Annotated in this window: 22 protein-coding genes and 1 riboswitch; of the genes, 9 read left to right on the top strand and 13 right to left on the bottom strand. The window is 68.7% G+C overall.

Translation table 11 applies throughout. The features are described 5' to 3' along the window. Positions 1 to 76 precede the first annotated feature (76 nt). From F1C10_RS13290 to F1C10_RS13270, 5 genes are read left to right on the top strand one after another with little or no spacing between them, the layout of a single operon-like run. Complete coding sequence (locus F1C10_RS13290) at positions 77 to 994, top strand: SDR family NAD(P)-dependent oxidoreductase (RefSeq protein ID WP_185206861.1); 918 nt, start codon at positions 77 to 79, stop codon at positions 992 to 994. A gap of 10 nt (positions 995 to 1004) precedes the next feature. Beyond that, complete coding sequence (locus tag F1C10_RS13285) at positions 1005 to 2195, top strand: acyl-CoA dehydrogenase family protein (RefSeq protein ID WP_258042927.1); 1191 nt, start codon at positions 1005 to 1007, stop codon at positions 2193 to 2195. Between the two features lie 3 nt (positions 2196 to 2198). Continuing rightward, positions 2199 to 3395: a CoA transferase gene (locus F1C10_RS13280; protein ID WP_185206859.1), complete on the top strand. Its 1197-nt coding sequence runs from the start codon at positions 2199 to 2201 to the stop codon at positions 3393 to 3395. Positions 3396 to 3419: 24 nt separating this feature from the next. Next, complete coding sequence (locus F1C10_RS13275) at positions 3420 to 4643, top strand: acetyl-CoA C-acetyltransferase (protein ID WP_185206857.1); 1224 nt, start codon at positions 3420 to 3422, stop codon at positions 4641 to 4643. Between the two features lie 28 nt (positions 4644 to 4671). Further along, a complete protein-coding gene (locus F1C10_RS13270) occupies positions 4672 to 6273 on the top strand; it encodes an acyl-CoA dehydrogenase family protein (protein WP_185206855.1) in 1602 nt (533 codons plus the stop codon). A 10-nt stretch (positions 6274 to 6283) separates the two neighbouring features. On the opposite strand, the gene dapF is transcribed toward F1C10_RS13270, so the two are convergent. The 7 genes from dapF to F1C10_RS13235 all read right to left on the bottom strand — a co-directional run bounded on the left by dapF (position 6284) and on the right by F1C10_RS13235 (position 13984). After that, a complete protein-coding gene (dapF, locus tag F1C10_RS13265; protein ID WP_185206854.1) occupies positions 6284 to 7216 on the bottom strand; it encodes a diaminopimelate epimerase in 933 nt (310 codons plus the stop codon). Positions 7217 to 7260: 44 nt separating this feature from the next. Next, a complete protein-coding gene (locus tag F1C10_RS13260) occupies positions 7261 to 7725 on the bottom strand; it encodes a DUF6456 domain-containing protein (protein WP_219729756.1) in 465 nt (154 codons plus the stop codon). Between the two features lie 59 nt (positions 7726 to 7784). Then, positions 7785 to 8522 carry a phosphatase PAP2 family protein gene (locus F1C10_RS13255; protein ID WP_185206851.1) on the bottom strand — a complete coding sequence of 246 codons (738 nt, stop codon included), beginning with the start codon at positions 8520 to 8522 and terminating at the stop codon, positions 7785 to 7787. Between the two features lie 450 nt (positions 8523 to 8972). After that, the gene (locus F1C10_RS13250) at positions 8973 to 9728 is read right to left on the bottom strand and encodes a DUF4019 domain-containing protein (protein WP_185206849.1); all 756 of its coding nucleotides are present in this window, start codon (positions 9726 to 9728) and stop codon (positions 8973 to 8975) included. A gap of 114 nt (positions 9729 to 9842) precedes the next feature. Beyond that, positions 9843 to 11717: a phosphomethylpyrimidine synthase ThiC gene (thiC, locus tag F1C10_RS13245; RefSeq protein ID WP_185206847.1), complete on the bottom strand. Its 1875-nt coding sequence runs from the start codon at positions 11715 to 11717 to the stop codon at positions 9843 to 9845. Between the two features lie 40 nt (positions 11718 to 11757). After that, positions 11758 to 11866, bottom strand: a riboswitch (TPP riboswitch). 83 nt (positions 11867 to 11949) lie between these two features. Continuing rightward, complete coding sequence (locus F1C10_RS13240; protein WP_185206845.1) at positions 11950 to 12972, bottom strand: ferritin-like domain-containing protein; 1023 nt, start codon at positions 12970 to 12972, stop codon at positions 11950 to 11952. 28 nt (positions 12973 to 13000) lie between these two features. Further along, a complete protein-coding gene (locus F1C10_RS13235; protein ID WP_185206843.1) occupies positions 13001 to 13984 on the bottom strand; it encodes a ferritin-like domain-containing protein in 984 nt (327 codons plus the stop codon). Positions 13985 to 14218: 234 nt separating this feature from the next. On the opposite strand from F1C10_RS13235, the gene F1C10_RS13230 reads away from it, so the two are divergent. Together F1C10_RS13230 and F1C10_RS13225 are read left to right on the top strand one after the other, a co-directional pair. Further along, a complete protein-coding gene (locus F1C10_RS13230) occupies positions 14219 to 14776 on the top strand; it encodes a sigma-70 family RNA polymerase sigma factor (protein ID WP_258042926.1) in 558 nt (185 codons plus the stop codon). Beyond that, entirely contained in the window at positions 14760 to 15452 is a 693-nt protein-coding gene (locus tag F1C10_RS13225) for an anti-sigma factor domain-containing protein (RefSeq protein WP_185206839.1), read from the top strand. The genes F1C10_RS13230 and F1C10_RS13225 overlap by 17 nt, the downstream gene beginning before the upstream one ends. 5 nt (positions 15453 to 15457) lie before the next feature. Here the strand turns inward: F1C10_RS13225 and F1C10_RS13220 are convergent, their stop codons facing one another. The 6 genes from F1C10_RS13220 to F1C10_RS13195 form a co-directional block, all read right to left on the bottom strand. Then, positions 15458 to 16561, bottom strand: coding sequence for a PepSY domain-containing protein (locus tag F1C10_RS13220; RefSeq protein WP_185206837.1), 1104 nt, complete (start codon positions 16559 to 16561; stop codon positions 15458 to 15460). A 59-nt stretch (positions 16562 to 16620) separates the two neighbouring features. Further along, positions 16621 to 17304 carry a Fe2+-dependent dioxygenase gene (locus tag F1C10_RS13215; protein WP_185206836.1) on the bottom strand — a complete coding sequence of 228 codons (684 nt, stop codon included), beginning with the start codon at positions 17302 to 17304 and terminating at the stop codon, positions 16621 to 16623. Positions 17305 to 17338: 34 nt separating this feature from the next. After that, a complete protein-coding gene (locus F1C10_RS13210; RefSeq protein ID WP_185206834.1) occupies positions 17339 to 17596 on the bottom strand; it encodes a ribbon-helix-helix domain-containing protein in 258 nt (85 codons plus the stop codon). 6 nt (positions 17597 to 17602) lie between these two features. After that, positions 17603 to 19426, bottom strand: coding sequence for a cobaltochelatase subunit CobT (gene cobT / locus F1C10_RS13205; RefSeq protein ID WP_185210247.1), 1824 nt, complete (start codon positions 19424 to 19426; stop codon positions 17603 to 17605). A 3-nt stretch (positions 19427 to 19429) separates the two neighbouring features. After that, positions 19430 to 20434, bottom strand: a complete 1005-nt coding sequence (gene cobS, locus F1C10_RS13200; protein WP_185206832.1) for a cobaltochelatase subunit CobS — start codon at positions 20432 to 20434, stop codon at positions 19430 to 19432. Positions 20435 to 20595: 161 nt separating this feature from the next. Further along, positions 20596 to 21192 (bottom strand): ankyrin repeat domain-containing protein, encoded by a 597-nt coding sequence (locus F1C10_RS13195; protein WP_185206830.1) that lies wholly within the window; start codon positions 21190 to 21192, stop codon positions 20596 to 20598. 62 nt (positions 21193 to 21254) lie between these two features. Here F1C10_RS13195 and F1C10_RS13190 point away from each other — a divergent pair, with 62 nt between their 5' ends. Together F1C10_RS13190 and F1C10_RS13185 are read left to right on the top strand one after the other, a co-directional pair. After that, entirely contained in the window at positions 21255 to 21836 is a 582-nt protein-coding gene (locus F1C10_RS13190; protein ID WP_185206828.1) for an SCO family protein, read from the top strand. Between the two features lie 27 nt (positions 21837 to 21863). Beyond that, on the top strand, positions 21864 to 22295 hold the full coding sequence (locus tag F1C10_RS13185) for a YcgN family cysteine cluster protein (RefSeq protein WP_185206826.1): 432 nt from the start codon (positions 21864 to 21866) through the stop codon (positions 22293 to 22295). The last annotated feature ends 6 nt before the right edge of the window (positions 22296 to 22301 follow it).

Here is a 22301-nt window from a genome sequence, read left to right as displayed (position 1 = left end):
CATCCTGAAAAACAATGCCGGATGTTGAAAGTCTGGGCGCATCGCTGTACGGCTGACGCCGACAAGGGAGAGCGGGATGGCAGGCATTCTCGAAGGCAAGGTCGTCGCGGTGACCGGCGCGGGGCGCGGCATCGGGCGCGAAATCGCGCTGCTCTGCGCGCGCGAGGGCGCGGCGGTCGTCATCAACGATCCGGGCGTCGGCGAAGGCGGCGAAGGCGGCGAGGCCGGCCCAGCGGAGCAGACCGCGCGCGACATCGTCGAGGCGGGCGGCCAAGCAATCGCCAATCTCGCCAGCGTCGCCGATCCCGCCGGCGCGGCGACGATCGTCGAGGACGCGGTGAAGCGCTTCGGCCGCATCGATGCGGTGGTGAACAACGCCGGCATCCTGCGCGACACGATCTGGCACAAGATGAGCCACGAGGACTGGCGCGCGGTGATCGACGTGCACCTCAACGGCGCGTTCAACGTTTCTAAGGCAGCGACGCCGTATTTCCGCGAGCAGCAGTCGGGCAGCTTCGTCCACTTCACCTCGACGTCCGGGCTGATCGGCAACATCGGCCAGGCGAACTATTCCGCCGCCAAGCTCGGCATCGTCGGCCTGTCGCAGTCGATCGCGCTCGACATGGCGCGCGTCGGCGTCCGCTCGAACTGCATCGCGCCGTTCGCGTGGAGCCGCATGACCGCGTCGATCCCGGCGGAGACGCCCGAGGCAAAGGAGCGCGTCGCGCGGCTCCAGACAATGAGCGCGGACAAGATCGCGCCGCTCGTCGCCTATCTCGCGTCCGATCTGTCGGCGGACGTAAGCAACCAGATCTTCGCAGTACGCAAGAACGAGATCGTGCTGTTCTCCAAGCCGCGCCCGATCCGCTCGATGACCAAACTCGAAGGCTGGACGCCGCAGGCGATCGCCGACGAACTCGCGCCCTCGTTCCGCCCAAGCTTCGCGCGCGCCGACGAGGTGTCGGCGCACGTCTTTCCCTACGATCCGATCTGAGGTTTCCCGCATGAGCACGCTCAATACCGGCCCGAATACCGGCATGGATGCCGAGACGTTCGCCCAGTTCATCGACCAGCTGCGCCGCTACGTGCGCGACCGGCTGATCCCGGCCGAGAAGGAAATCCTCGAGACCGACCGCATCCCCGACGACATCCTCGCCGAGATGCGCGACATGGGGCTGTTCGGGCTGACGATCGCCGAGGAATATGGCGGCGCGGGGATGAACACGTACCAGTATACGCAGACGATCCGCGAGCTCGCTTACGCGATGCCGTGTTTCCGCTCGATCATCTCGATCACCATCGGCATGGTCAATTCGGCGCTGCGCAACGGCGGCACCGAGGAGCAGAAGCGCGAATGGCTGCCGCAGATGGCGGGCGGCATGGTCACCGCCTTCGGCCTGACCGAACCGGGATCGGGCAGCGATTCGGCGGGCATGCAGACGATGGCGGTTCGTTCCGGCAACGGCTGGGTACTGAACGGAACGAAGCGCTACATCACCAACGCGCCCGACGCGAAGATGGCCGTCATCATGGCGCGCACGTCGAAGGAGGCGCTGCCCAAGAACGCGCACGTGTCGGCGTTCATCGTGCCGATGGACACGCCGGGCGTCACCGTCGGCAAGTCGGACAAGAAGATGGGCCAGGCGGGGTCGCACATCGCCGACATCATCCTGGAGGACGTTCACCTCCCGGCCGACGCGCTACTCGGGCTCGAGGAAGGCAAGGGCTTCGTTACCGCGATGAAGAGCCTCGACAATGGGCGGCTGTCGGTCGCTGCGGCGTCGATGGGCTATGCCCGTCGCGCGCTCGATTCGGCGCTGCGCTACGCCACCGAGCGCAAGGCGTTCGGTGAGCCGATCGCCAATTTCCAGCTGATCCAGCAGATGCTCGCCGACAGCGAGATCGAGCTCTACGCGTCCGAGACGATGCTCGCCGACTGCGCGCGCCGCGCCGATGCGGGCGAGGCGGTGCTGCGCAAGGCGGCGGCGACCAAGGTCTTCGCGTCAGAAGCGTGCGGGCGGATCGTCGACCGCGTCGTGCAGGTGTACGGCGGCGCGGGCTATCTCGCCGAATATGACGCCGAACGCTTCTTCCGCGACGCGCGCATCTATCGCATCTACGAGGGCACGACGCAGATCCTGCAGCTGCAGATCGCCAAGCACATGCTGCGCGAGTTCAACGCCGGAGTCGCCTGACCGATGTACGATCTCCTCCCCGGCCTATCCGTGATCGAGGCGTCGTCGTTCGTCGCCTCGCCCACCGCGGGGCTCTATCTCGCACAGATGGGGGCGGAGGTGATCCGCGTCGACCAGATCGGCGGCGGCCCCGACTTTCGCCGCTGGCCGGTGACCGAGAACAACGATTCGCTCTACTGGGAGAACCTCAACCGCGCGAAGAAGAGCGTCGCGCTCGATCTCGGCCGGCCGGAGGGGCGCGAGCTGCTCCAGGCGCTGGTGCGCGCGACGGGGCAGTTCGTCACCAACTTCCCGGCGAAGGGGTTCCTTGCGCACGACACGCTGGCGCACGGGCGCGCCGATCTGATCACCGTGCGCGTGATGGGCTGGGCGGATGGCAGCCCGGCGCTCGACTATACCGTCAACAATGCGGTCGGCTATCCGATGCTGACCGGGCCGGGGCCGGAGCCCGTCAACCACGTGTTGCCCGCCTGGGACCTGCTGACAGGGTCGTACGCCGCCTTCGCACTGCTCGCCGCGCTGCGCCGCCGCGACGCGACCGGCCAGGGCGGCGAGGTGCGGCTGCCGCTGTCGGACGTCGCGATCGGCACCGTCGCCAACCTCGGCGGAATTGCCGAGGTGCTGCACACCGGCAGCGATCGACCGCGGCTCGGCAACACCGTGTTCGGTCTGTTCGGGCGCGACTTCACGACGCGTGACGGCAAGCGGACGATGATCGTCGTCGTCACGCACCGGCAATGGGCCAATCTCGTCGCGGCGCTCGGGCTGGGTGAGGCAATCGCGCGCGTCGAGGCGGAACGCGGCGTCAGCTTCGCCGCCGACGACGGGTTGCGCTTCACGCACCGCGACGCGCTGTTCCCGCTGTTCGAGGGCGCGATCGTCGCGCGTGACCACGCCGATCTTGCGGCTGCGTTCGATGCCGGCGGGATCGTCCACTCCGCCTATGGCACGATGGCCGACGCGGTGCGCGATCCGCGGCTGGTCGGCGACAATCCGATCTTCGGCACCGCGGCAGACCCAAGCGGCACCAGCTATCCCGCCGCCGGTGCCTTTGCGACGTTACCCGCCGACGAGCGCCGCCCGCCGCTGCCCGCCCCGCGCAACGGCCAGCACAGCGAGCAAGTCCTCGCCGAACGCCTCGGCCTGTCGTCAGGCGAAATCGCCAGATTGTTCGACAGCGGCATCGCCCGCCCCGCCTGACCTACCAATTTGAGGACCCGACCCATGACCCCCACCACCGGCCTACGCCGCGCCGCCATCGTCGCCCCGATCCGCACCGCCGTCGGCAAGTTCGGCGGCAGCCTCTCCTCGCTCACCGCGGGCCAGCTTGGCGCAACGATCCTCAAGGCGCTGATGGAGCGCACCAAGATCGACCCGAGCCGCGTCGACGACGTCGTCTTCGCGCAGGGCTATGGCAATGGCGAGGCGCCGGCGATCGGCCACTGGGCATGGCTCGCCGCCGGCCTGCCGATCGAGGTCCCCGGCTATCAGCTCGATCGCCGCTGCGGCTCGGGTCTTCAGGCCGTCATCGACGCGGCGATGATGGTGCAGACCGGCGTCAGCGACGTGGTGGTCGCCGGCGGCTGCGAGAGCATGTCCAACGTCGAACATTACACCACCGACATCCGCAAGGGCGTGCGCGCCGGCAACCTCACCATCCACGATCGCCTCACCCGCGGCCGCCTCATGTCGCAGCCGGTCGAGCGCTTCGGCGTCATCAGCGGCATGATCGAGACCGCCGAAAACCTCGCCAAGGACTACGACATCAGCCGCGAGGAGGCCGATGCCTACGCCGTCCGCTCGCACCAGCGCGCCACCGCCGCCTGGGAACAGGGCCTGTTCGCCGACGAACTCGTCCCCGTCTCGGTGCCGCAGAAGAAGGGCGAGCCCGTAGTGTTCGATCACGACGAGGGCTATCGCCCCGACGCCACGCTGGAGACGCTCGGGCGTCTGCGCCCGATCGAGGGCGGCGTCGTCACCGCCGGCAACGCCAGCCAGCAGAATGACGCCGCGGCCGCCTGCCTCGTCGTCGCCGAGGACAAGTTGGAGGAACTGGGGCTTGAGCCGATCGCCTGGTTCCACAGCTGGGCCGCGGCGGGCTGCGACCCCTCGCGCATGGGCATCGGCCCGGTCCCGGCGGTCGAGCGTCTGTTCGCCCGCAACGGCCTGTCCTGGTCCGACATCGATCTCGTCGAGCTGAACGAGGCGTTTGCGCCGCAGGTGCTCGCCGTGCTCAAGGGCTGGGGCTGGAGCGAGGACGACAGCCGCAACGAAATCCTCAACGTCAACGGCTCGGGCATTTCGCTCGGCCACCCGATCGGCGCCACCGGCGGCCGCATCCTCGCCAATCTGACCCGCGAGCTCGTCCGCCGCGACGGCCGCTATGGGCTGGAGACGATGTGCATCGGCGGCGGCCAGGGCATCGCCGCGGTCTTCGAGCGCGCCTGATGTTGGGGCTCTCGATGGAGACGCGCGCATGAGCGCGCTTGGGGGGGCACTGGCGGCGGCGCAACGCTATCGCGACGACGCCCGTGCCGCCCTCGCGGCCCGGCTCGACGCCGCGCCAATCGAGCGCGAGCAGCGCGCGGCGCACGGCTTCGCCTGGGTCGCCACCACCGTCGCCGCGCTGCAGTCGGTGGCCGACTGGGCCGACCGCAACCCCGGCGAGATCAACGCCCTCGTCGCCCGCCTCGCCTTTCAGGAAAGCATCGCCCAGCTCGTCGGCGGGCTGCCGATGGGCCAGAATGAGCTGTTCCGCCCCGCCGACCTTGGCCTCACCGCCGCCGCCCGCACGCTGGCGAGCGCCTGCGCCGACCTCCTCGATCAGGACGCCGCCGCCGATCGACGCGCATTGGTCAACCGGCTCGCCGCCGGCGCATGGCCCAGCGAGACGCTCCACGATGCCGAGCTGGACGCGATCCGCGACCAGTTCCGCCGCTTCACCGATGCCGAAATCCTACCGCACGCCCACGGCTGGCACCTCGCCAACGACCTGATCCCCGACGCCACCGTCGCCAAGATGGCCGAACTCGGCACCTTCGGCGTCTGCATCCCCGAAAATTACGGCGGCCTCGGCCTGTCGAAGCTCGTCATGTGCATCGTTACCGAGGAATTGTCGCGCGGCTGGATCGGCGCCGGCTCGCTCGGCACCCGCTCCGAAATCGCCGGTGAGCTCATCGCCGGCTCGGGCACCGAGGCGCAAAAGGCCGAGTGGCTGCCGCGCATCGCCAGCGGCGAGGTGCTGCCCACCGCCGTCTTCACCGAACCCGATGTCGGCAGCGACCTCGGCTCGCTCCAGACCCGCGCCCACCGGGCCGCCACTGATGGGGATGGCGACGGCTGGCGCATCGACGGCGCAAAGACCTGGATCACCCACGCCAGCCGCTCCGACCTCATGACCCTGCTCGCCCGCACCTTGCCGGACGCGAAGGGTTATGCCGGCCTCTCGATGCTGCTCGTCCCGAAACCGCGCGGCACCGACGGCGATCCCTTCCCTGCGCCGGGCATGTCGGGCAGCGAGATCGAGGTGCTCGGCTATCGCGGGATGCGCGAATATGCGCTCTCCTTCGACGGCATGGCCGCCCCCGCCGACGCTTTGCTCGGTGGCGAGGAGGGACAAGGCTTCAAGCAGTTGATGCGCACCTTCGAAGGCGCCCGGATTCAGACCGCCGCGCGCGCCGTCGGCGTCGCCCGCCGCGCGCTCGAACTCGGCCTCAGCTACGCGCTCGATCGCCAGCAGTTCGGCCGTGCGATTATCCACTTCCCGCGCGTCGCCGACAAACTGGCGATGAGCCTCGTCGATCTCATCGCCGCGCGCGAGCTCACCTACGCCGCCGCCCGCGCGAAGGATTCGGGCAAGCGCTGCGATATCGAGGCCGGCATGGCGAAGCTGCTCGCCGCCCGCGCCGCGTGGAGCAATGCCGATGCCGCGCTCCAGATTCACGGCGGCAACGGCTATGCGCTGGAATTCGAGATCAGCCGCATCCTGTGCGACGCGCGCATCCTAAACATCTTCGAGGGCGCGGCGGAGATTCAGGCGCAGGTGATTGCGCGCGGGCTGGTCGCACAGCGTAACTGACGCGCAGCGTTCAGCCAGCGGCGACGGCCGCCCACGCGGCAACTTCGTCCGCGTTGCGCTGCGTGACGGCGAGATCGCGCGCGACGCCGTCCTCCACCGTCACGCTGCCGGTCCATTCAAATGTGGCGTTGCCCGACAGCGTCACCATTCCGTCGGCCGACGCGATTGCGCGTACCAGCCCGCCCCTGTTGCGCACCGTGACCAACCGGTCGAACGCCAGGCGCCCGGTCAGCCCGGCGGCGTAGGTCGACGCGCCCATCGCGCTGCCACACGCGTTGGTCAGGCCGACGCCGCGCTCGAACGTGCGCACGTACAGTTCGTCGTCGCCCCGCACCTGGACGAACGAGAGGTTGGCGCGGTTCGGCAGCCACGCCGGAGCGAACTCGCAGACCGTGCCGACGCGGACGAGCGCCGCCTCGTCGATCGCGTCGACGAACGCGATGAGATGCGGGTTGCCGATGCCGACCGCGGTGAAGCGCAGATCGGGCGACAGCGCCGCGATCGGGCGATCCACGATCTCACGTCCCTCGCCCGTCAGCGGCCAGGCGGCGACGTCCAGCGTCGCAGGCCCTGCCGTCTCGCGCACGGTATAGACGCCGGGGGCCAGCGCCGGATCGCGCCGCACGTCGACGTGACTGGTCTTTAGCCGCACGGTCGCCGTCGTGAGCCCGAGCGCCTCGAGCCCTGCCCGCGCGACGCACCGCAGGCCGTTGAGGCACGTTTCCGGCTCTGATCCGTCGGCGTTGAAGATGCGCATCCCGAAGGCGGCGCGATCGTCGCCCGCGGTGAGCAACAGGATGCCGTCCGCCCCGACCGGGCCAGCACGATCCGTCAGCGCGCGTGCTGTCGCCGCCCACCCTGCATCGGGCAGATCGAGCGCACGCGCGTCGATCAGCGCGAAATCGTTTCCCGAACCGTGACACTTGGTGATGGCGAGCCGCATGCCGGCGCATATCGGCCGACCACGGCCTTGTCGCAAGCGGCGGCTCAGCCGAGCCGATAATGGTCGGCGAGGCGATCGAGCGCCATCGTCAGTACCAGCCGTCCGGATCGCACCGGCCAGCCAAGCGCCTTCTCCGCCACCGGCAACCCCTCGCCGGCGCACACCACGCGCCACAGGACGTCGCACAGCCCCGGACCGACGCCGGCGATCGCGGCGTCAAAGCGGCGCTTCGCAGCAAGGTGAGCGGCGGTCGGATCGAGCCCCTGCCCCGCGCCGCCGTCGACGCGCGCCGACCAGCGCATCGTCACCGACGGCGCGATTGCCGCGCGCTCGTAATCAGCGCGCAGCCGCTCCCCCGCCTCGACCTGCCGCGCGGTGACGAGCCCGCGCGCGGCGAGCCACGACAGCGGCGATTCGGCGACGTTGACGGTGACGCGGCGTCCGACGCCGCGCGGCACGGCGGTAATCCGGCCATCGGCGTCGATCGCGCGTTCGGTCAGTTCCTGCATCATGTTCTCCTTGTGTTCCGTACGTTCATGGCACGGCACGAGGCGTGTAGGACAGCTGCTCAGCGCCGCCGGGCGCGCAACCGCAGCCGCGCGCCGAGCGCCCACCAGGCGAGTGCCCAGAGCGCGCCAGCGCTCCACCCGGCAAGCACGTCGCTTGGCCAATGCACGCCGAGATAGACGCGGCTGATGCCGATCAGCACGACGAGCGCGATCGTGGTGGCGAACAGGAACCAGCGCGCGCGCCGATCGGGCACGATCTGCATCACGATCAGCGCGATGGTGAGATAGATGATCGCGCTGTTCGACGCGTGGCCGCTGGGGAAGCTCGCCGATGATACCTCGACGAGGTGATCGACCAGCGCCGGCCGCGCACGGCCGACGAGCAGCTTGCCGATCGATACCGCGATCGATCCGCTCACCGTGCCGCCGAAGACCAGCGCGGCGGTGAGATAGTGGCGCCCGGCAAGGAGGAAGCCGATCGCTGCGATAACGACCAGCGTCAGCACCGTCTGCCCGCCGAGCGCGGTGACGTCGATCATCGCATGCCGCAGCCATACCGGGCCGATCGGGACGGCGAGATCGCCCGGTGTCCGCAGCGCAAGCATGATCGCCGAATCGAACGCGAACTGCGTGCCGCGCGCGATCGTCGCGCCGACCAGCGCGACGATCAGCACCGCCAGCGCGACGGCGGCAAGGCCGATGAAGGCATAGGGTGGGTGGCGGATGCCCTCGGGCGCGGTTTGGTCCGGGCTCGCAGGCAAGCCGGCTAGGTGATCGAGCGGGGAGTTGGGGGCCATGCCGGGGGGTGTAGCAGCGACGGCGCGCAATGGGGCGATTTGTTCGGGCGGTACGACGGGACGCTGGAATGCCGGCGGTAGGACGCGTGCTTCGACAGACGGTGAACGATCGATCGCCGCCGCCCACGCGGGGGCGCGGCGCCAAGGCAGTATCGACCCGATTTCGACGATGCCCTCCGATCGGTCGTCAGCGATAAGACCACGAGCGCGACGTTGCTCGGCCAACCGCCATTAACTGATGAACTTATCTCCGCGATACGTCGTGCCGACCTGCTCGTCATGGAAAGGCGGCACCAAGCGACGGTCCCGATGGCCGACACTGTTTCGGCGCTTCACCAGCCCGGCCCTCGGCTTCGCGTGTAACTACCGTAATCGCACGGCCGGCGTCGTGAACGTGCCGCGCAGGACCGGCGACGATCGACGGCCCTGCGGGTCGCACCTCAGGCGCGATCAGTCGATATAGATGCCCACGACTTTCCACACCCCGCCCTCGCGATTGAGCGCCAGCGTCTCGGACGCGCCGCGCTTGTTGGCGAAATCGGTGCGGAACTGCACCGTGCGGTAGCCATTCGGCGGTGCTGGCGTGTCGACGTCGCTGATCAGCGTGCGCGTGACGACTGCGCCGAGAGGCACGCGCGCCTTCTGTGATGCCGCCTGCCAGTTGGCGACCGTGTTGACCGAGCGGAACGAGGCGCCCGTGCCTTTCCAGCTTTGTTGCCAATTCGCGGCATCGACCAGGGCGAGCCAGTCGCGCGCGGCCTTGCTGACCTCGGTTTCGGCGGCGGCCGATGGCGCGCTCGCGACGGGCGCCTCGGCTGGTAGCTGGTTGGGGGTCGAGACGGCGAGCAGCGCGGCGATGATCGAGAGCATGGCGGTTCCTCCTATCGCCCAGCCGACGTGGCGCAGTGTGCGCGGCGTGGGTCGGGCTTGTGGACAATGAAGCGCGTCGGCAGCGCCGGGCGCATCCCGCAACGCCGTGTCCCCATCGATTTCGGGGCTCGCCCCCTCGGCGTCGCGCAGCAGCCGCGCGGCTTCCTTGCTGCTCGATACCGACAGCTTGCGCCGCGCATCGCGCAGCCGCTCGTTGATCGTATGCACCGACAGGTCGAAATGTCGCGCGATCGACTTCGCGTCATGCCCGACGAGGAGCAGCCGAAGCGTCTGCTTCTCCTTCTCGCTCAGCGCGTCGATCCCCGCGACCGTCACAGCACACCTTCGCCCATCATCGGCGCGATGCTAGCGCCAGGGCGGCGCGGCGTGACCCCCAAAAGGATTGTATCCCGCCGCGCGCTCTATGCGCCGCACGCGTCTGATGCGACGTCAGTCGCGCTCGCGATCGCCGGCGCCCATGTAGAGTTCGCGGCCCTTTTCCTCGTACACGCCGCTCATCTTTGCCATGCCGGCTTCCGCCTCCGCCGTGGCGATGAAGCCCTCGCTGCCCTGGTTCTGCAGCCGGGCGAAGTCGCGCACCTCCTGCGTGATCTTCATCGAGCAGAACTTGGGTCCGCACATCGAGCAGAAATGCGCCGTCTTGGCGCCTTCCGCGGGCAGCGTCTGATCGTGATACTGCTCCGCCGTCTCGGGATCGAGGCTTAGGTTGAACTGGTCGCGCCAGCGGAACTCGAAGCGGGCGCGGCTTAGCGCATCGTCGCGCATCTTGGCCGCCGGATGCCCTTTCGCCAGATCGGCGGCGTGGGCGGCCAGCTTGTAGGTGACGACGCCGACCTTCACGTCGTCGCGATCGGGCAGGCCGAGATGCTCCTTGGGCGTGACGTAGCAGAGCATCGCCGTGCCGTACCAACCGATCATCGCCGCGCCGATGCCGCTGGTGATATGGTCGTAGCCCGGCGCGATGTCGGTGGTCAGCGGCCCGAGCGTGTAGAACGGCGCCTCGCCGCACACCTCCAACTGCTTGTCCATATTCTCCTTGATCTTGTGCATCGGCACGTGGCCGGGGCCCTCGATCATCACCTGCACGTCCTGCGCCCAGGCGCGGTGCGTCAATTCGCCCAGCGTATAAAGCTCGGCGAACTGCGCCTCGTCATTGGCGTCGGCGATCGATCCGGGGCGCAGGCCGTCGCCGAGCGAATAGGCGATGTCATACGCCTTCATGATCTCGGTGATCTCGTCGAACCGCTCGTAGAGGAAGCTCTCCTTGTGGTGCGCGAGGCACCATTTCGCCATGATCGAGCCGCCGCGGCTGACGATGCCGGTGACGCGCTTGGCGGTGAGCGGCACGTACGGCAACCGCACGCCGGCGTGGATGGTGAAATAGTCGACGCCCTGCTCGGCCTGCTCGATCAGCGTGTCGCGGAAGATCTCCCACGTCAGGTCTTCGGCGATGCCGCCGACCTTCTCCAGCGCCTGGTAGATCGGCACGGTGCCGATCGGCACGGGCGAATTGCGGATAATCCACTCGCGGGTGTCGTGGATGTTGCGGCCGGTGCTGAGATCCATCACCGTGTCCGCGCCCCAGCGGATCGCCCAGACGAGCTTGTCCACTTCCGTGGCGACGTTCGACGCGACGGCGCTGTTGCCGATGTTGGCGTTGATCTTGACCAGGAAGTTGCGGCCGATCGCCATCGGCTCGGATTCAGGATGGTTGATGTTGTTGGGGATGATCGCGCGGCCGCGTGCGATCTCGTCGCGGACGAATTCGGGCGTCACGTAATCGGGGATGGCGGCGCCGAAGCTTTCGCCGTCGCGAACGTATTCGCGCAGCATCTCGCGGCCGAGATTCTCGCGGCACGCGACATATTCCATCTCGGGCGTGATGATGCCGCGGCGGGCATAGTGCATCTGGCTGACGTTGGCGCCGGGCTTCGCACGCAGCGGGCGACGGACGACGTTGGGGAAGGGCTGAACGCCACCCGAGCGATCGGGACCAAGCTGGCCGTTATCCTCCGGGCGGATCTCGCGCGCGTCATACGCCTCGACGTCGCCGCGGGCCATGATCCAGTCGCGGCGCAGCGGCGCGAGACCGGCCATGATGTCGATCCGCACGTTCGGGTTGCTGTACGGCCCGCTCGTGTCGTAGACGTTAAGCGGCGGCTCGCCGCAGCCCGGCTCGAGATCGATCGCGCGCATCGCGACCTGCACCTGCGGGTTGCCGGGGGCCGCGACGTGAATCTTGCGGCTGCCGCGGATCGGCCCGGTGGTGACGCCGATTTCGGTACGGGCGGGAATGTCGGCCATTGTCTCTCTCCATCATCGTCGGGAGAAACGAGGTGCCGGTGGTGGCAGGCCGCTCCTTCCCTCCGCCGGTATCAACCGGATCAGGTTCAGCGGGTCGCGGGCTCGTGCCCACCTCTCAACCGCCGTCAGCGGTCCCCCGAGGATGCGGCCGTTGTAGGCGCTTTCAGCAGCGGCACCAAATGAAAAGGGCCGCGCGGTTTCCCGCACGGCCCCGTTCGTGTCTGTCGTGGGATCAGAACGCGCCGCTCGTCCGCAGCGCGGCAACCGCGTTGTTGGTGCCGTTGGGGAAGAACCCGCCGCCCACGCCGGCAGTCGTGCGCAGATAGACGATGTTGTGCACCTGCTGCGTCGTGCGGCTGTAGGCGATCGCGTTGCCGTCCGCCGGCACGATGTTCGATATGCTCGAATCGCTGCCCGTCACGCCCTGGTCGAGATCGGCCTGCGAACCCGTCGTGCCGTCGAGCGAATCGCGCGCGTCGGAAATCGCGTTGGCGCCCTGCCGCAGCCCGGTCGAGGCATCGAGCCCCTTGGCGTAGATCACCGTGCGCACGAGCCCGGCGTGATACGCCTCCGCCGCAAGGATGCCTGCCGCCGCCTCGAGGAACGTCGCGCTGGACAGCAGCGGTGCTGCGCCCTTGTACGCCGTGACGCCAACGTCCTCGAACAGGAAGGCCGAGAGCAGGAAGGTGTTGTCGTTGAGGTACGGATCGAAATTCTCGGTCGCACCGACCAGCTTCGCCGCGCGCGCGGCGGCGGTGAACGCTCCGTTCGCGCCGCCGTCGATGTTGATCGCCGGCTGCGCGACCGCGGTGTTGCCGATCGCGGTACGTAGGAAGTTGACGTGTGCGATTTCGTCCGCCGCGATCTCGCGCGCATAGGCCGCGACGAGCGGATCGGTGAAGGGCACCTTGCGCCCCCCGGTCACCGCACCGCGCGTGCCGACCGAGCCCGTCAGGCTCGATTCAGGCAGGCCGGTGCCGAACGCCGCGAACGAGTAGAATTGCGCCTCGAGATATTCGAGGTTGAGCGCGAGGTTGAGAATGTCGCCGTCGGTCACGGTGACGCCGGGGGTCGGCGTGGGGGTGGGCGACGGCGTCGGGCTCGGCGTATCGTCGTCGTCATCGCCGCAGGCGGCGAGCAGGCTCAGCCCGCCGATCGCAGCGGTGGACGCGCCCGCCATCTTGAGGAAGCGGCGGCGCTCGGCGCGGCGCAGCTCGGCGAGTTCGAGCGCCGCGAAAACGGAATCCTTGATCATGGTCTGGTTTCCCTGGTTTCTGGCGCGATCAGTTCGCGGCGCTGGTCTTGATCGTGCCGTTCACGCCGGCGGGGAAGAACCCGCCCATCGTGACGGCGGCACGGTTGAGGTAGACGATGTTGAGCGTCTGCGCGGCCGATCGGCTGAACGCGAGGCCGTTCGAATTGAGCGGCGCGATGTTCGACACCGTTCCGTCCGCACTGGTCGTAGGCGCGATGCCCTGATCGGCGTCGGGGCCGATGCCCTTCACCTTGTCCTCCGCCGGCGCGCCGTCGAGCCCATCGCGCGCGCTGGAGATCTTCTCGGTCGTCTCGATCAGCTGCAGCGCCGGCGTCTCGATACCCTTGCGGTACAGTGTCGTGCGCACGATCGCGGCGTGATACGCCTCGACCGCGAGGATGCCGGCCGCGGCCTCGATAAAGGTCTTGTTGGTGAGCAGCGGCGCTGCGCCCTTGTACGCGGTGACGCCGACGTCCTCGAAGATGAACGCGCCGAGCAGGAAGTTCTCGTCCGAGGCATAGGGATTGAACGCCGTCCCCGCCGGGACGACCCCCGCCGCCTGCGCCGCCGCGCTGAACGCGCCGTTGACGTCGCCCGAGATGTTGATCGCCGGCTGCGCGACCGCCGATCCGCCGAGCTGATTGCGCAGGAAGTTGACGTGGGCGAGTTCGTCCGCCGCGATCTCACGCGCATATTGCGCCACCAGCGGATCGGTAAAGTTCACCTTCGCCCCGCCCGTCACCGCGCCCGGCGACGTGCCTTGCGACGTCGCCGGAATCGCCGTGCCGTTGACCGCGAAGTAGTAGAAATTCGCCTCGAGATACTCGAGGTTGAGCGCGAAGTTCAGTACGTCGGCGTCGGTCACCGTCTGCGCCGCGGCCGAGCTGGCGAAGGCGAACGCACCCGCGCCGACCGCCGCCGCGCCCAGCGCATTGGTGAAGAACGCGCGCCGATCGTCGCGGCGCCGGGCGCGCGACTCCATCGTCTCGAGCAGCTGATCCGATTGCGACATCGCGGCATCCTTCCCTTTGCATCGCGCCGATCAGCGCCAGACAGTCTGCCGCCTAGATCGTTTCGCTGTCGCTATCCTGAACGGATTGTCAGCTTTCCGCGATAACCTGCAGATACGAACGCGCTGACATAAAGATGCTCGCGCGATTTTCTTTTTGCCGTCCCCCGCGCGTACATGGCGCGACGATTGCGATGCGGCCATACCGGGCGAATAACTTGGGAGGGACGGGCGCGGGTGCAGAGCGAGGCGAAGCGGCGGCTGAACGATGCACTGTTCCGTACCGGCCGGCAGGACGCGCGGGCGTTCCGGCTGGTCTATCGCCTGACCGCGGCGAAGCTTTTCGGCATCTGCCTGCGTATCTGCAACGATCGCAGGGCGGCGGAGGACGTGTTGCAGGACGTCTATCTATCGGTGTGGACACGCGCGGCAGGGTTCGATCCGGCACGCGGCAGCGCGATCGCATGGCTGGCGACGATCGCGCGCAACCGATCGATCGACTGGCGACGCACCCATCGCCCCGCGGGCGCCTCGGATGAGATGATCGCGGCGCTACCCGATCCTTCCCCCTCCGCGCCGGACGCGATGCTGCGCGACGAGCACGACCGGCGGCTGCACTTCTGCCTCGACACATTGGAGGGCCGCCAGCGCGACGCGATCAGGACCGCCTTCTTCGATGGATTGACCTACGCCGAGCTCGCCGAACGCGCGGCAGTGCCGCTGGGCACGATGAAGAGCTGGGTCAGGCGCGGGCTGATGCGGTTGCGGGAGTGCCTCAATGGCGCCGACGCCTGACGATAGCGCCACCGCCGCCGAACTCGCGCTCGGCCTGCTCGACGGCGAGGAGCGCGCCGCCGCGCTGCGCCGCGTCCTCGCCGAGCCTGCCTTTGCGCGGGAGGTGGAGGCGTGGCGGACGCGCTTTGCGACGCTGATCGCGGATTACCCCGAAGCCGCACCGCCAGCGTGGATTGAGGAGCGTGTCCTTCGCCTCACGGGCGTTGGCTCCGGCGCGCGAGGATGGCGCTGGGCAACGGCGGGTACCTCGCTACTCGCCGCCGGCCTGGCGATCGCGCTCGTCGTTCGGCCTACGCCGGTGCCGCCGCCCGCGGCGGTGGCTCCTGCAAAACCAGCGATCATCTATGCCGCGGCGATGGCCCCTGCGACCGGCGACAACGGCAAGCCGTTCGCCGCCTTGTACGACACGGCGCGCGGGCAGGTCCGGGTGCCCGCGGCGGTCGAGGTCCCTACGACGCGCGTCGCACAGCTGTGGCGGATCGGCGCGGACGGCGTCCCGCACTCGCTCGGCCTGCTCGCCGGACGCGGTACGACCGCGATACGCCTCGAGCCCGCTGATCGTGCCGCGCTCGCCGCTGGCGCGACGCTGGCGATCTCGATCGAGCCGGTCGGCGGCTCGCCGGGCCCGCTGCCAACCGGCCCCGTCGTCGCGACGGGCGCGCTGACGCGGATCTGACGCGGTCAGGCGGGGCGGCTGGCGTCGCGGGTCACGCGGCGCCGCCACCATAGCGCGACGCCGGTGATACCGAACAGCGTCGGCGCGAGGCCGGCGAGCGCGATCACCCCGTTCCACACCCTCCCCATGCCGGTGCCGTCGTGCACGCGGCGCACGATCTGGCCGACGCTGCTGTCCCCGGCGACGCTTCCCAATACCAGACCGCGCGCCGCGACGCCGCTGTCGTCGGCGACCGCCACCGTCAGCATCGGCTGCGTATCGTAGGCGAGCGTCCAGTCGGCGCTCCGCTCGGTCGGCAGGATGATCGTGCGCAGCGGCGCGGCGGGGGCAAGCGGACGCGCGCGCGCGACGACTGCATCGATTTTCAGCGCCGGGCGGGCCAGCGGCGGCGCGAGCATACCGGCCAGCCGGGCCGCGCCGCGCGTGCGATCTTCGCCGCTCAGCGCGGCGGCAACGTTCGGAAAGCTGATCCACGCCCCCGTCAGCGCCAGCACCAGCAGCGGCAGCGCGATCCCGGCACCGGCGAGGCGGTGCAGGTTGGCGGCGACGCCCGCGCCACGCCGCCAGCTGAGCGCCCGCCGCACCCCGCCGCTTCGGGGCCACCACAAAACCAGGCCGCTGAGGCACGACAGCGCGAGCGCGAGCCCCACCCAACCGACGATCGTGCGCCCGATCACAGGCACGAGCAGCGAACCGTGCAGGCGGTGAACGAGCCGCATCACCCCGCCAGCCGGCGTCGCCACGTCGAGCACGCGTGCCGTTGCCGGGTCGAGGTACACGAGCCGCCGTGCCGCCCCCGCCGATCGTGAGACGAGCGTAACGGTCAGCGGGCCCGTGCCCACCGACCGCACGATATTAGCCGCGCGCTCGCCGGGCTGTGCGACCGTCCGGGCCGTCGCAAGATAGCGCGCGTAGGATTGATGCCCCTCACCTGTCACGGCGTAGCGCCGCGGATGGATCAGCCGGTCGAGCCCGTCCTCAATCACCAGCGTTGTGCCGGAGAGGCCGATGAGCGCGAACACCGCGGCAAGCAGCAGCCCGCCCCATTTATGGACCGTCCACCACCACCGCCGCGCAGACCGGCGGGTGCCCGATCGCACGCCGGTCATCGCGTCGGAGTCGCGGATCGCGGCGCGTGTCCTGGCGCCGGTGTCGGTCGGCGCGGGCGTCAGGCGTCGGCCCAGCGGCGCAGCAGATTGTGGTAGACGCCTGTCAGCCGAATCACGTCGGCATCGTCGTGCCCGCGTACCGCGGCGACCGACTGCACGCTGCGGTCTAGGTCGAACAGGATGCGGCGCGCGGCATCGTCGCGCACCATCGATTGCAGCCAGAAGAACGACGCGACGCGCCGTCCGCGCGTCACCGGCGTCACCCGGTGGAGGCTGGATGAGGGATAGACGACGGCATGGCCCGCGGGCAGCTTGACGCGCTGCTCGCCGAACAGGTCCTCGATCACCAGTTCGCCGCCGTCGTAACTGTCGGCGTCCTCGAGAAACACCGTCACCGACAAGTCTGCGCGCACCCGGAAATCGCTGCCGCGCTGCACGCGCACGGCATTGTCGACATGCGTGGCGAACGTCTGCCCCACGCCGTAGCGATTGAACAGCGGCGGAAACACCTTGAGCGGCAGCGTCGCGGCGAAAAACAGCGGCGACGCGGCCAGCGCATCGAGCACGATCTTGCCCGCCTCGCGCGCGGCCATGCCGTCCTCGGGCAGTTGCTCGTTGCGCTTGGCGAGCGCGGACTGGTGCCCGGACGTCACGTTGCCGTCGACCCATGGCGCGGCATCGATGATCGCACGCACGTTTGCCAGCATTTCAGCGTCGAGCAGGTCGGGGACAGCGATCAGCATTGCGGCGCGTCGCTATTGCAAGTCGTTCGCAGCGTCAATCGCGCGGCGCTAACGTATCGATCAGCCACGTCCGCAGCGCGCTGGCGAGGTTGGGCGGATCGTCGGCGAGGATACGCACCGCGTCGATCTCCGCGACCAGCGCCGACAGCGGCAATGCGCGTCGGGCGGCCTCGGCCTCCAGCGCCTGCCAGAAGATTGGCTCCAAGCTGATCGACGTCGCATGACCGGCAATGGTGATCGACCGCTTGACCGGCCCGACGAACCCACCGCGCGGTGCAGTAATCGCCGCCACGCCCGATCAGGCGGCGTCGAACAGCGCCGCGAGCTGCTCGATGATCGTCCCGCCGAGCTGCTCGACGTCCATGATCGTCACCGCGCGATTGTAGTAGCGCGTCACGTCATGCCCGATCCCGATCGCGATTAGCTCGACCGGCGACTTGCGCTCGATCCAGTCGATCACCTGCCGTAGATGGCGCTCGAGATACGAGCCGCTGTTCACCGACAGCGTCGAATCGTCGACCGGCGCGCCATCGGAAATGACCATCAGGATGCGCCGTTCCTCGGGCCGCCCGATCAGCCGGTTGTGCGCCCACAGCAGCGCTTCGCCGTCGATATTCTCCTTGAGCAGCCCCTCGCGCATCATCAGCCCGAGCGAGTTGCGCGCGCGCCGCCACGGCTCGTCGGCCTGCTTGTAGACAATGTGGCGCACGTCGTTGAGCCGGCCGGGCTGCGGCGGGCGGCCGGCGGCGAGCCACGTCTCGCGGCTTTGCCCGCCCTTCCACGCGCGCGTCGTGAAGCCGAGGATCTCGGTCTTCACCCCGCACCGCTCGAGCGTGCGCGCGAGGATATCGGCGCTGATCGCCGCGATCGAGATCGGGCGGCCGCGCATCGATCCCGAATTGTCGATCAGCAGCGTGACCACCGTGTCCTTGAACTCGGTGTCCTTCTCCATCTTGTACGACAGCGACAGCATCGGGTTGATGACGATGCGCGCCAGCCGCGCCGCGTCGAGCAGCCCCTCTTCCTGATCGAAGTCCCACGACCGGTTCTGCTGCGCCATCAGCCGGCGCTGCAGCCGGTTGGCGAGCCGCGACACGACCGCCTGCAGCGGCACGAGCTGCTGATCGAGATAGCCGCGCAGCCGCGCGAGCTCGTCCTGGTCGCACAGCTCGGTCGCGGCGATCACCTCGTCGAACTGGTTGGTCCACGCCTTGTAGTCGAACTGCGGCGAGAGATCCGCGACCGGGCGGTTCGGGCGGACGGGCTGCATCCCCTCCTCGCCGTCGTCGCCGGGCTCGCCGTCGAAATCGTCGACATTGTCCTCGCCCTGCTCCTGCCCCTCGCCGTCGCTCTCCTCCGAGTCGCGCTGCTCGCCGCGCTGCTCGGTCTCGGCCTGGCCCTCACCCTCCTGGCTGTCGCCCTCCTCGCCCTCGTCCTGCTGCTCGCTGTCGGTGCCCTCGTCCTCGCTGCCGCCCTCGTCGGTCTCGTCGGGCACCTGGTCGCCCTCGACAAGATCGAGATCCTCGAGCAGCTTCATCGCCAAGCTCTGGAAAGCGCGCTGATCGTCGAGCGCCATGGCGAGCGTCGACAGATCCGCCTTTTCCTTGATCCACTCGCGCACCAGCGCGACGCCCGGTGCGGCGGTGGCGGGTGCCTGCTGCCCGGTCAGCGCCTCACGCACGAGCAGCCCGAGCGCGGTCGACAGCGGCACTTCGTCGCGGTTGCGGGCGCGCGTGATCGGATCGGCGCGCAGCCGCACGTCGAGCGCGTGCGCGAGATTGTCGCTGATCCCCTGATAGCCGCGGCTGCCCAGCGCCTCGACGCGCGCGCTCTCCACCGCGTCGAACACCGCGCGCGCCACCGCCTCCTGCGGCGCGCCGCGCAGGTGCATCGCCGCATCATGATGCTTCAGCCGGAGCGCGAAGCCGTCGGCGAAGCCGCGCGCCTCCGCCACCTGATCCGCCGGCAGCCCGCGCGCCGGCATCGGCACCTTCAGATGCTTGCCCGACTGCGTCGGCGCGTCGGCAGTGAAGGCGAGTTCCAGCTCCTGTTCGTCCGACAGCGCGCGCGAGGCACCGCCGAGGACGTTCTTGAACCGGTCGAGAGGAGTTTCGGTGGCCAGGGGTTACGCCTTCCCCACCACGCTCTCCGGCAGGTCTTTGCCGAAGACGCGCTGGTAATATTCAGCCACCAGCGGGCGCTCCGCCTCGTCGCACTTGTTGAGGAACGACAGACGGAAGGCGAAACCGACGTCCTTGAAGATCAACGTGTTCTGCGCCCAGGTGATCACCGTGCGCGGGCTCATCACCGTCGAGATATCGCCGTTGATGAACCCCTTGCGGGTCAGGTCGGCAACGCGGACCATGTTCTCGACCTGCTTCTTACCTTCGGGCTTGTCGTACTCGCCCGACTTGGCGAGCACGATATTGGCCTCGGTCGCGGCAGGCAGATAGTTGAGCGTCACGACGATGTTCCAGCGGTCCATCTGACCCTGGTTGATCTGCTGCGTGCCGTGATACAGCCCGCTCGTGTCGCCGAGACCGACCGTGTTGGCGGTGGCGAACAGGCGGAAGTGCGGGTTGGGGCGGATCACGCGATTCTGGTCGAGCAGCGTCAGCTTGCCCTCCGTCTCCAGCACGCGCTGGATCACGAACATCACGTCGGGGCGGCCGGCGTCATATTCGTCAAAGACGAGCGCGGTCGGCGTCTGCAGCGCCCAGGGCAGCAGGCCCTCGCGGAACTCGGTTACCTGCTGGCCGTCCTTCAGCACGATCGCGTCGCGGCCGATGAGGTCGATGCGGCTGATGTGCGCGTCGAGGTTGATGCGGATACACGGCCACTTCAGCCGCGCCGCCACCTGTTCAATATGCGTCGACTTGCCGGTGCCGTGATAGCCCTGCACCATCACGCGGCGGTTGTGCGCGAAGCCGGCGAGCACCGCCATCGTCGTGTCGGGATCGAACACATAGGCGGGATCGAGATCGGGCACGCGCTCGTCTGCCTCGCTGAACGCGGGGCATTGCATGTCGCTGTCAATGCCGAACAGCTCGCGCACGCTGACCATCTTGTCGGGCGCGTCGAGCAGCGTCGTCTCGCGGCTGTCGGGCAAGGTGTTCGAAATGTCGTTCATGCGCGCCTCGAAAGTAACACGACTGCCTTAGTCGCGCTTCGCCGCGTTATTCAACCTCTGGCTTCGCGTGACGCGTGAAGAGAATCGATCAAGCATGCTGCGTCCGCCCGGAGGGGCGGGGCCACAGGTCGGGCCCGAACGACGCAGCGCCCGCGGACAGCCTAGAACTTCGGCCCCGCAACCACCCGCGTCGCACGCTTGGGCGTTTCGTCGAGCAGCTTGACGATCGCGGGCGCGCGGCCGTCGGCCTTGGCATAGTCTCGCGCCGACATGCCGGCGACATTGTCGGTCTGGTCGGGATTGGCGCCGGCCGCGAGCAATTGCCGGACAAGGCCGAGATCGCGCTTCTGCACCGCGCGGATCAGCGGCGTCTCGCCGCTGCTGTTGGCAAGATTGGGGTTGGCCTTCGCCGCGGTCAGCACGTCGACGAGGCCGCCCTGGCCGTACTGCACCGCAAGCAGCAGCGGCGTGTCGCCGCGCCCGTCGCGCAGGTTGGGATCGGCACCGCGCTGCAGCAGGTAGCGCAGATACGTCGAATCGCCGCGCTTGACGACGATGTGCAGCGCGCCTTCGCCGGTGGTGACATCGCGCGTATTGACGATCGTCTGTCCCGGCTCGTCGAGCGTCTTGACGACCTCGTCGCCCTTGGCGCCGCGCACCGCCTCGAGGAACTTGTAGCCCTTCGACTGCTGCTGCGCGGCGGCGGGCAGCGCCAGCGCGGCGAGGGCAGGAAGGAGCAGGAGGCGCAGCGTCGTCACTGGGGGGAGGTTCCATCTGGTGGTTGCGGCAACGCGCCTAACAGATCAAGGCTGGCGGTGCCATGAACACCCGCCTTCTCGCGCTGCTCGCGCCGCTTGCCGTCATCGCCTGCTCGCCCGAGGCGCCGCCCGCGCGCCCGCCGCTCGAAGGGGCGCGGATCGGCGCGCCGTTCGCGTTGACCAACCAGGACGGCAAGCCGATTACCGATGCGGCGTTCGCGGGCAAATATCGCATCATGTATTTTGGCTACACCTTCTGCCCCGACGTCTGCCCCGTCGACGTGCAGAATATCGGCGCGGCGATGAAGCTGCTCGACAAGAGCGATCCCGAGTTGGCGCAGCGCGTGGTGCCGATCTTCGTCACCATCGATCCCGAACGCGACACGCCGGGCGTGGTGAAGCAGTTCGTCTCCGCCTTCCATCCGCGCATGGTGGGGCTGACGGGCAGCCCGGAACAAATTGCCAAGGTCGCCAAGGACTTTGCGATCTACTACAAGCGCGGCAAGGGCACGCCCGACGGCTATATGATGGATCACAGCCGGCAGGCGTATCTGATGGCACCCGACGGCAGGCCGCTCGCGCTGCTGCCGCAGGAAGGCCCGCCGCAGGCGATCGCCGACGAGATCAAGCGCTGGGCAAAATGACGCCGCGAAAGTGATGAACCGCCACGCATGACCAAATTTTGGGAGGACACCCCGCTCGACAAGCTCGACCGCGCGCAGTGGGAGGCGCTGTGCGACGGGTGCGGCAAATGCTGCCTGCACAAGCTGGAGGACGAGGAAACGGGCGAGCTGGTGCCGACCAACGTCGCCTGCCGGTTGCTCGATCGGCGCAGCGGGCAGTGTTCGAACTATCGCAACCGCCGCGCCTATGTCGCCGAATGCGTGCGGCTGACGATGCGCAACGTGCACGCGATCGACTGGCTGCCGACGACCTGCGCCTATCGGCTGCGTGCGGCAGGCGAACCGCTGCCGGAGTGGCATTATCTCGTCTCGGGCGATCGCGAGGCGGTGCATCGCGCCGGCCAGTCGGTGCGCGGCTGGACGATCAGCGAGGACGATGCGGGCGAGCTCGAGCACCACATCGTCGAGCGCGACCTGTGATCGGGC

The organism is Sphingomonas sp. NBWT7 (assembly GCF_014217605.1).
Lineage (GTDB): Bacteria > Pseudomonadota > Alphaproteobacteria > Sphingomonadales > Sphingomonadaceae > Sphingomonas.
Note: the sequence above shows the minus strand (reverse complement) of the source record. Positions and strands in the feature narration are given on the sequence as shown.